7 protein-coding genes and 1 pseudogene are annotated in these 8,912 nt (G+C 69.4%); 2 read left to right on the top strand and 6 right to left on the bottom strand.

Features of this window, described 5'->3' with window-relative positions:
- The 3 genes and pseudogenes from ACY45C_RS10370 to ACY45C_RS10360 all read right to left on the bottom strand — a co-directional run.
- Positions 1–293 (bottom strand): annotated as a pseudogene (locus ACY45C_RS10370) (hypothetical protein); the annotation flags it as partial.
- 368 nt (positions 294–661) lie between these two features.
- Positions 662–1,429 carry a pyridoxamine 5'-phosphate oxidase gene (pdxH, locus tag ACY45C_RS10365; protein WP_462187415.1) on the bottom strand — a complete coding sequence of 256 codons (768 nt, stop codon included), beginning with the start codon at positions 1,427–1,429 and terminating at the stop codon, positions 662–664.
- A 97-nt stretch (positions 1,430–1,526) separates the two neighbouring features.
- Positions 1,527–1,922, bottom strand: a complete 396-nt coding sequence (locus tag ACY45C_RS10360) for a toll/interleukin-1 receptor domain-containing protein (protein ID WP_462187414.1) — start codon at positions 1,920–1,922, stop codon at positions 1,527–1,529.
- Positions 1,923–2,329: 407 nt separating this feature from the next.
- On the opposite strand from ACY45C_RS10360, the gene ACY45C_RS10355 reads away from it, so the two are divergent.
- Together ACY45C_RS10355 and serC are read left to right on the top strand one after the other, a co-directional pair.
- Positions 2,330–3,439 (top strand): citrate synthase 2, encoded by a 1,110-nt coding sequence (locus ACY45C_RS10355; protein ID WP_462187413.1) that lies wholly within the window; start codon positions 2,330–2,332, stop codon positions 3,437–3,439.
- A complete protein-coding gene (gene serC / locus ACY45C_RS10350) occupies positions 3,432–4,556 on the top strand; it encodes a phosphoserine transaminase (protein WP_462187411.1) in 1,125 nt (374 codons plus the stop codon). Before ACY45C_RS10355 ends, serC begins: the two co-directional genes overlap by 8 nt.
- Before the next feature lie 86 nt (positions 4,557–4,642).
- On the opposite strand, the gene ACY45C_RS10345 is transcribed toward serC, so the two are convergent.
- From ACY45C_RS10345 to ACY45C_RS10335, 3 genes are all read right to left on the bottom strand, one after another.
- Positions 4,643–6,010, bottom strand: coding sequence for a citrate synthase (locus tag ACY45C_RS10345; RefSeq protein WP_462187410.1), 1,368 nt, complete (start codon positions 6,008–6,010; stop codon positions 4,643–4,645).
- Between the two features lie 266 nt (positions 6,011–6,276).
- Positions 6,277–6,966: a response regulator transcription factor gene (locus tag ACY45C_RS10340; protein WP_462187409.1), complete on the bottom strand. Its 690-nt coding sequence runs from the start codon at positions 6,964–6,966 to the stop codon at positions 6,277–6,279.
- Positions 6,957–8,720, bottom strand: a complete 1,764-nt coding sequence (locus ACY45C_RS10335; protein ID WP_462187408.1) for a sensor histidine kinase — start codon at positions 8,718–8,720, stop codon at positions 6,957–6,959. Before ACY45C_RS10335 ends, ACY45C_RS10340 begins: the two co-directional genes overlap by 10 nt.
- Positions 8,721–8,912 lie beyond the last annotated feature (192 nt).

Raw genomic sequence — 8,912 nt, 5'->3', positions numbered from 1 at the left:
GGCGTGGCACTCGGCGTGGCGCTCGGATCGAGGCTCGGAGTGGCGGTCGGGCCGGCCGGCCCGGTCGGCCCGACCGTCGGGTCCACGCCGGCCAACGGCTCTGTCTTCGGTGTCGCCGTCGGGGCGTCGGCGACGAGGGGGGACGGGCTCGGCTGGGTGACGGCCGTGGCTGTGGCCGTGGCCGTGGCCGTGGGCGACGGTTCCGGAGTTTCGGCGAGCGCCGGGGAGGCCAGTGCGATGGTCGCCGTGCCGAGAACGCCGGCCACCGCGGCACGCATTCTGGTGATACGCATAAATCCGTCTCCTCGACGTGTGCCGAGCACGTTGATTGCGGGCAGGAGCGATTGCAGCCAAGAAGGTAGCAACGCGCCGTTCGTCCCCGGGAGGCCGGGTCCGGCGTAGCGGAACTGTTGGGTGGCGCGGCCGCGGTTTCGTGGTTGTCCGATGGGGTCCGTCGAGTCCGGCACGTTCAGCACCGGCCCAGTACGTTCAGTATCGTTCCGGCACGTTCAGTGCGGATCCGATGGGTTCAACGATGAACAGCGAGCGGCGAACGGACGTCAGTGAAGACCGCTAAGCCGGGCCGAGTCAATAAGGTGTCTCCGGGTGTGTCGCCGGCCGGCGGATGCGCGATTGCCGTGACGGTCAGGGGGCGTGACGGTCAAGGGGCGAGGCGTTCGATGACCCAGAGATCTCCGGCCGCGGTCGGGACGACGGAGTCCGTGCCGTCGCCGTCGGCCGGTACCGACACCCGCCGGTACCGCAGCCGGTCGTGCAGCCGGTCCGCGCGGCCCTGCCAGAACTCCACGATGTCCGGCACGATGCGTAACCCACCCCAGAACTCCGGTGTCGGCACCCGGGTGCCCTCGGGCCAACGGGCCGCGAGCTTGGCGGCGCGGTCGTCGAGCACCGTACGGGACTCGATGATCGTCGACTGGTGGCTGGCCCAGGCGCCGAGCTGCGAACCACGCGGACGCGACTGGAAGTAGCGTTCCGTCTCGGCCCGGCTCACGCGCTCGATCGATCCGATGACGACGACCTGGCGCTCGAGGGCGTACCAGGGGAAGACCAGCGAGCCGAAGGGGTTCTCGGCAGCCTCACGGCCCTTGCGCGAGGTGTAGTTCGTGTAGATCACAAAGCCCCGCTGGTCGAACCCCTTGAGCAGCACGGTCCTGGCACTGGGCCGCCCGGCGGCGGATGCCGTCGCGAACACGGCCGCGTTGGCCTCCGGAACGCCTGCCCCGGGGGTGGCTGCGTCGGTGAACCAGGCGGCGAACTGTTCGACCCAGGTCGGCGCGAGATGCTCCGGCTCCAGATGACCGGTGCGGTAGCCCTGGCGGAGCAGGGCGGAATCGGGGACGTCCGGATCGGGGACGTCCGGATCCGGACCGCCCACCGGCGGCTCGTCGGCAGCGGAGGCTGGGGCCACGCCCCGATTCTGCCAGGCAGGCCGCGCGCGCCAGCGGGACGGCCCCGAGGGTGATCCCGCCGGGCCAGGGTCCGTCGTCCTGGTCAGGAGAGCTCGGTCAGGAGAGCTCGGTCAGGAGCTCGCGGACGCCGAGGTCCCAGCGAACCGTAAGGTCGGTGCACCGCCGGCCAGCCAGCCGATATGGCGCGTCGCCGCCCGACGACCCCGACAGCAATGCTGGTACCAGGGTGATACCGCGGGCGGCGAGATCATCGGCCAGTGCGGGTAGCCATTCCTGGACGATCCACGGCGCGTGGATTCCCAACGTGGAGTATCCGAGCACGAGAAAGTCGGCGGCGGCGAGCGTCTCATTCATGAACATGGACACGGTGTCGCCGATGCGTATCTCCCAACGGTCCAGGTGCACCGCGTGCCCCGCCGCGCTGATCGCCCGGCCCAACCGTTCGGCGGATGCGATGTCCGCCGCGCGATGACTGATGAAGACGAACGCCATGATCCTCCCGTCGTGTTCGCGCTGCGTGACTGCCGCCGGTCAGGCGTTCCAGACACGAGGCCCGACCGTAGCGCGGAATGATCTCAGTTGACCAAACTTTCCGTTCACCGCTCTCGGCATATTCGTATAAATAGTAATATGATGGAAAAGCTGCTGTGACTTACGTCATATTTTATGGGTTTCGCGTTGCCCAGTGCATCGGCCTGTGCGCGGTCGGTTCCAGATCAGGGTTGGATGGAGCATCGCGGGGCACCTGCGCCCTGGCGCGGTGGGATGCCTCGCGGCAGGATCGGATGGAGCAGCACCCACGAAGCAGCACCGACGGGGCAGGACGCGGACGGGCCGCCGGCGGGACCATAGAGACAGAACCGGTGGGACCAAGAGACAGAAGCGGAGATCCGGACTCGATGGCCGAGAAAACAAGCGATTTCAAGCCCGGTCTGGAAGGTGTGATCGCCTTCGAGACGGAGATCGCCGAGCCGGACAGGGAAGGTAGCGCGCTGCGTTACCGCGGCGTCGACATCGAAGACCTTGTTGGCAAGGTCGACTACGGCCACGTCTGGGGGCTGCTGGTCGACGGGGCGTTCGAGCCCGGACTGCCGCCGGCCGAGCCCTTTCCGGTCCCGGTGCACTCCGGTGACATCCGGGTGGACGTGCAGAGCGCGCTCGCGATGCTCGCGCCCTACTGGGGCCTGGGCCAGCTGATCGACATCACCCCGGAGCAGGCGCGGGACGATCTTGCCCGGGCGTCGGTCGTGGCGTTGTCGTTCGTCGCCCAGTCCGCGCGGGGCCTCGGTCAGCCGGCGGTGCCGCAGAAGGAGGTTGACCGGGCCCGGACGATAACCGAGCGGTTCATGATCCGTTGGCGTGGTGAGCCGGATCCCAGGCACGTCCAGGCCGTGGACGCCTACTGGGTCTCGGCCGCCGAGCACGGCATGAACGCCTCGACGTTCACCGCCCGGGTGGTCGCCTCGACCGGCGCGGACGCCTCGGCGGCGCTGTCGGCCGCCGTCGGTGCGCTGTCCGGTCCGCTGCACGGCGGTGCTCCGTCCCGGGTGCTCGCGATGCTCGACGAGGTCGAGCGCACCGGCGGCCCCCTCGGCTACGTCCGCCGTGCCCTGGACCGTAAGGAGCGCCTGATGGGCTTCGGGCACCGGGTGTACCGCGCCGAGGACCCGCGGGCCCGGGTGCTGCGCCGGACCGCTCGTGACCTGGGCTCGACCCGCTACGAGGTGGCGGAGGCGTTGGAGGCCGCCGCGATCGAGGAGCTGGCCAACCGGTTCCCGGATCGCCCGCTGCGGACCAACGTCGAGTTCTGGTCGGCGGTGGTGCTGGACTTCGCCGAGGTGCCGGCCCATATGTTCACGTCCATGTTCACCTGTGCCCGCACCGCCGGCTGGAGTGCCCACATCCTGGAACAACAACGCACCGGGCGGCTGATCCGCCCGTCCGCGCGGTACGTGGGCCCCGCTCCGCGCCCGCTCGGTGACGTCCTGCCGGGGGTCAGCCGTGGCTGACGCTCCCGCGATCGTGCTGCCCGACCGGCTGCGTCCCCGGGACGGCCGGTTCGGCTGTGGCCCGTCGAAGATCCGTCCTGAGGCGGTCGAGGCCCTCGCCGCGAGCGGGGCGACCTACCTCGGCACCTCGCACCGGCAGAAGCCGGTCAAGAGCCTGGTCGGCCGGGTGCGGGCAGGCCTGTCCGAGCTGTTCTCCCTGCCCGAGGGCTACGAGGTCGTGCTCGGGATCGGCGGTGCCACCGCCTTCTGGGACGCGGCCGCCTTCAACCTCGTCCGGACCCGCTCCCAGCACCTCGTCTTCGGCGAGTTCGGGGGCAAGTTCGCCGACACGACGAAGGGCGCGCCGTTCCTGGCCGCGCCGTCGGTGATCTCCTCGCCGCCCGGTACGCATCCGGACTGGGCGCCGGAGGCGGGCATCGACGTCTACGCCACCCCGCACAACGAGACCTCGACCGGTGTCGCCCGTCCGGTCCGCCGGCCGGTGGGTGCGGACGACGGCGCCCTGCACCTGGTCGACGCCACCTCGGGAGCCGGCGGGCTGCCGGTCGATGTGCGCGAGGTGGACGTCTACTACTTCGCGCCGCAGAAGAGCTTTGCCTCCGACGGCGGCCTGTGGACGGCGCTCGTGTCCCCGGCGGCGATCGACCGGCTCGCCGAGATCGCCGCGACGGACCGGTGGATCCCGCCGTTCCTCGATCTCGCCACGGCCCGGGACAACAGCTCCAAGGACCAGACCTACAACACCCCGGCGGTCGCGACGCTGTTCCTGTTCGCCGACCAGATCGAGTGGATGCTCGCCCAGGGCGGGCTGGACTGGTGCGTGCGGAGGACCGCGGAATCGTCGTCCATCCTCTACACCTGGGCCGAGAAGACTTCCTACGCGACACCGTTCGTCGCCGACCCGGCCGCGCGTTCGCAGGTCGTCGTGACGGTCGACTTCGAGGGGGTGGACGCCGCCGCCGTGGCCAAGGTGCTGCGCGCAAACGGTGTCGTCGACGTCGAGCCCTACCGCAAGCTCGGCCGCAACCAGCTGCGGGTGGCCTGCTTCCCGGCGGTCGAGCCGGCCGACGTCGAGGCGCTCACCGCGAGCATCGACTACGTGGTCGAGCACCTGTAGGCGCCGGGAACCGGCGGGAGCCGCCGGCAACCACAAGGGCCGGGGCCGCGGGAGACACCGCGGCCCCGGTGGGGGGCTACGGCCGGTCAGCGCAGCGGGCGCTCCGGTGCCGCCTGGGCCGCCTGGGCCGCGATCGGGTCGGTCCCGCTGTCCACGACCCCGCTACGGTCGTCGATCGGGACATATGGCCGCTGGTCGTAGCCGATGTACAGCTGGCGCGGTCGGGCGATCTTCTGCTCGGGGTCGAGCAGGCCCTCTTCCCACTGCGCCAGCCATCCCGGCATCCGGCCGATGGCGAACAGCACCGGGAACATCTCCACCGGGAAGCCCATCGCCTGGTAGATGATGCCGGTGTAGAAGTCGACGTTCGGGTAGAGCTTGCGCGCGACGAAGTACTCGTCCTCCAGCGCGATCCGCTCCAGCTCCATGGCCAGGTCGAGGAACGGGTTCGTGCCGGTGACCTTGAAGACCTCGTCGGCGACCTGACGGATCACCCGGGCCCGCGGGTCGTAGTTCTTGTAGACCCGGTGGCCGAAGCCCATCAGCTTTTTCTTGCCCTCCTTCACCTGGGCGATGAAGGCGGGGATGTTCTCGACCGACCCGATCTCCGAGAGCATCCGCAGCACCTGCTCGTTGGCGCCACCGTGCAGCGGACCGTAGAGCGCGGAGATCGCGGCGGCGGCCGCCGAGAACGGGTCCGCCTGCGAGCTGCCGACCGCGCGCATCGCGTTGGCCGAGCAGTTCTGCTCGTGGTCGGCGTGCAGGATGAACAGCACGTCGAGGGCGTGCTCCAGGTTGGGGTCCGGCTCGTACTTGAGCTCGGTGGCCTTCCACATCATGTTGAGGAAGTTGCCGGCGTAGGACAGGTCGTTGTCCGGGTAGACGTACGGGAAACCGACCGAGTGCCGGTAGGAGAACGCTGCCAATGTCGTGATCTTGGCGATCAGGCGGACGATCTGCAGCCGGCGCAGCCCCGGGTCGTCGATCGTCTTGGCGTCCGGGTAGAAGGTCGACAGCGCACCCACCGTGGAGACTAGCATGCCCATCGGGTGCGCGTCGTGGTGGAAGCCGTCGATGAACTTCTTGATCGACTCGTGGACCAGGGTGTGATGGGTGATCTCGTCTTCCCAGGTCGCCAGCTCCTCGGCGGAGGGAAGCTCGCCGGCGAGGAGCAGGTAGGCGACCTCGAGGAAGCTGCTCTTCTCCGCCAGCTCCTGGATCGGATAGCCGCGGTAGCGCAGGATGCCGGCGTCACCGTCGATGTAGGTGATCGCACTTCTACAGCTCGCCGTGTTCGTGGAGGCGGGGTCGTACGTCATCAGCCCGAAGTCGTCGTCGCTCGTTTTGATCGAGCGAAACGCACTCGCACGTACCGCGCCGTCCGTAACCGGTATCTCATATGTTTTTCCGGTGCGGTTGTCGGTGACGGTCAGTGTGCTGACCTGCTCGGACACGCCGGGCTCCTCTCGCTGTGGCGGTGCCGCAATGACGGCACTGGCCCAAGTCGGGGCGCGCGTCCGGGTACGGAGCGCTCACGCCGGTTCGCTGGCTCACATGGTTGTTCCCAAGTTTGGCCGTTCGTGCCTGCACATGCCCGTGATCGGGGGGCTCCGTCCCACGTGGGCTGCGCCACCCCGGTGGGACAGAGTCTTCCGTGGCTGCGCTCGGGGGTGGAATCACGCTTCGATGGTCACTGCGGCTCGCCCAACCGGGTGGACCGCTACTCGGAGAGCGAGGAGTGGTCCTCGCCGCCGGCCTCGCCACCGGTGGCTCGGAGCCAGGCCAGCACGGCCAGTACCCGACGGTTGTCGTCCGCGGAGGCCGGCATCCGTAGCTTCGTGAAGACGTTGGCTACGTGGTTCTCGACGGTCTTCGGCGCCAGATGGAGCTTGGCGCCGATGCCCTGGTTCGATCGCCCCTCGGCCATGTGCCGGAGCACGGCCCGCTCCCTGGCGGTGAGGCGTTCCAGTTCGCCGGCCCGCCGGCGATGGGTCAACAGGCCGGCGATGATCTCCTCGTCGACGACGAGCCGACCGCCGACCACCCTGCGTAACGCGTCGTGCAGCGCGGTGATGTCGTCCACCCGGTCCTTGAGCAGATATCCGATGCCGCCGCCCCCGTCGCCCAGCAGCCGCAGCGCGTATGGCGTCTCGGCGTACGTGGACAGCACCAAGACGCCCATCGCGGGATGGGCCGCACGTATCGCCTCGGCCGCTATCAGCCCTTCGTCGGTGAACGTCGGAGGCATCCGGATGTCCAGGATGACGGCGTCGGGCCGGCCGCAGGCGAGCTGGTCGATGATCTCGTCCGCGGTCCCGGCCTGCGCGACGACCTCGACTCCCGCGGCGGCCAGCAGCATGGCCAGCCCCTCGCGGAACAGCACTGAGTCATCCGCGACGGCTACCCGCACGGGATGCTCGCCGTCAGTCGGGTGCCGCCGCCGGACGGGCTGAGGATGCTCAGGTCGCCGCCGAGCGCACGTACCCGGTCCGCGAGACCCGCGAGCCCGCCACCCTCGACCACGACGGCACCGCCCTTACCGTCATCGGTGACCTCGATCAGGATGCCGTCGTCCACGCACCGGACCGTCACCCGGACCTGGGCCGCCCCGGCGTGTTTGACCGTGTTCGTCAGCGCCTCGCAGATCGTGTAGTAGGCGCCGGCCTCCAGGATCGGCTCGAACCGGACGGTCGGGATGTCGAACTCGACCTTGACGGGGAGGGGCTCGACCACCACCTCCAGGGCTGGGAGCAGCCCACCCTGACTCAGCATGGCCGGGTGGATTCCCCGGGCCAGACTGCGCAGGTCCTGGAGAACATGATGCAGATCCTCGCGAGCGGCTTCGATGGCAGAGATCGTATCGGGGTCGGAGGTCTTTGTCCGGGCGAGTCCCAGCCTGGTGGCGAGGGCCAGCAGCCGTTGCTGGACGCCGTCGTGCAGATCGCGCTCGAGGCGGCGCCGTTCGATCAGGCCGACCTCCACGATGCGGGCCCGGGAGGCGCGCACGGCGTCCAGCTGCGCGGCCACGGCGGCGTGCAGCCGGGCGTTCTCCAGCGCCATGGCGCTGGCCTGCAGTGCGACCGTGACCAGGTCGCGGTTGCGCTCCTGGGCGGCGGCGGCGGAGATCAGCGCCAGTGGCGCGCCCGACGAGGTCGTCACCGGCACGAGCAGCCGGCTGGCTCCGGGGCGGGGCGGGGTGGCCGTGGCGCCTTCGGCGTCGACGTGCCGCCGCTCCTGCGGCATCCACAGGAAGAGCTCGGCGGAGTCGTCGTGCAGAGCCGTACGCAGGATGTCTCGTACGGCCGGGACCGTCGGCGGCATCGGCAGCGTCGCCAGGAGCTGTGCGATGCGGGCGCGGGCGAGCTGGCGGCGTACGCCCGCCGCGGCGAAGGACAGGGGGATGGTCAGCAGCGCGAGCGCGATGAGGATGAAGGCCGGCGGGACGTAGGCTCCGCTGGGGTTGTAGACGAAGATGTTGACCGTGGCGGCGAGGGTGAACGCGACCAGCAGTGCGATGACGACCGGTCCGAAGATCCGGCGGTCGAGCGCGGAGTAGCGGCGCAGCCGCGCGCGGACAACCCAAAAAAAGGCCGCGGCCAGCACGAGGGTCAGGCTGTTGAGGACCCAGATGATCTCCTCGAAGACATCCCGGTCGATCGGCGAGCCATACCACCAGACATTTCGGGAATATCCGAGCCAGGTCGGGTCGGAGATGCCGACCAGTCCCAGGTTCGCCACCGGGATGACGAGGACGGCGCTTGCCAGCAGGGCGCGCTCGCGGTTGCTCTGCAATCGCCCGACCGGATATCGCAGCGCGCCCCAGCCGAGACAGACCCAGAAATGCGTGTAGGCGAACGTGGAGATGAAAGCCGACGGACCCTTGTCCCATGCCACGGTCCAGGTCAGTGCCCACAGCAGACCACTGAAGATCATGGCTCCGGTGGCGCTGCCCAACGCGTCCTCGCCGTTCAGCAGCACTCCGGTGAGGACGAAGGCGAGCGCCACCGAGACGTTGATGCCCGCCGCCACCGGGTTGTCGGAGAATGCCGGCCACTGGCAGGCGACCGTTCCGGCCGTGGTGGCTATACCCCCGATGCTGAAGCACCATGAGCGGTGGCGGGCGGCGCAGGCGGCCAGTCGGCGGGGTACACGCGGATGAGGCACCTCAATCCACCATATGTAGCCGGAATCTCACCGAACAAGCGTCGCACATGACGACCGGGGGTTTCGAGGGTTCCCCCTACTCTCCTGGCGGCAACCCCCCGAAGAACTCTGGAGCTGCCCCCAAAGCCAGCGGTGGCATCGAAGGTGGAGGCTGGGAGAAACGGATCGGTGTCCCTCGGGGACCGGACCTTC

The organism is Frankia sp. CcWB2 (assembly GCF_977927585.1).
Note: the sequence above shows the minus strand (reverse complement) of the source record. Positions and strands in the feature narration are given on the sequence as shown.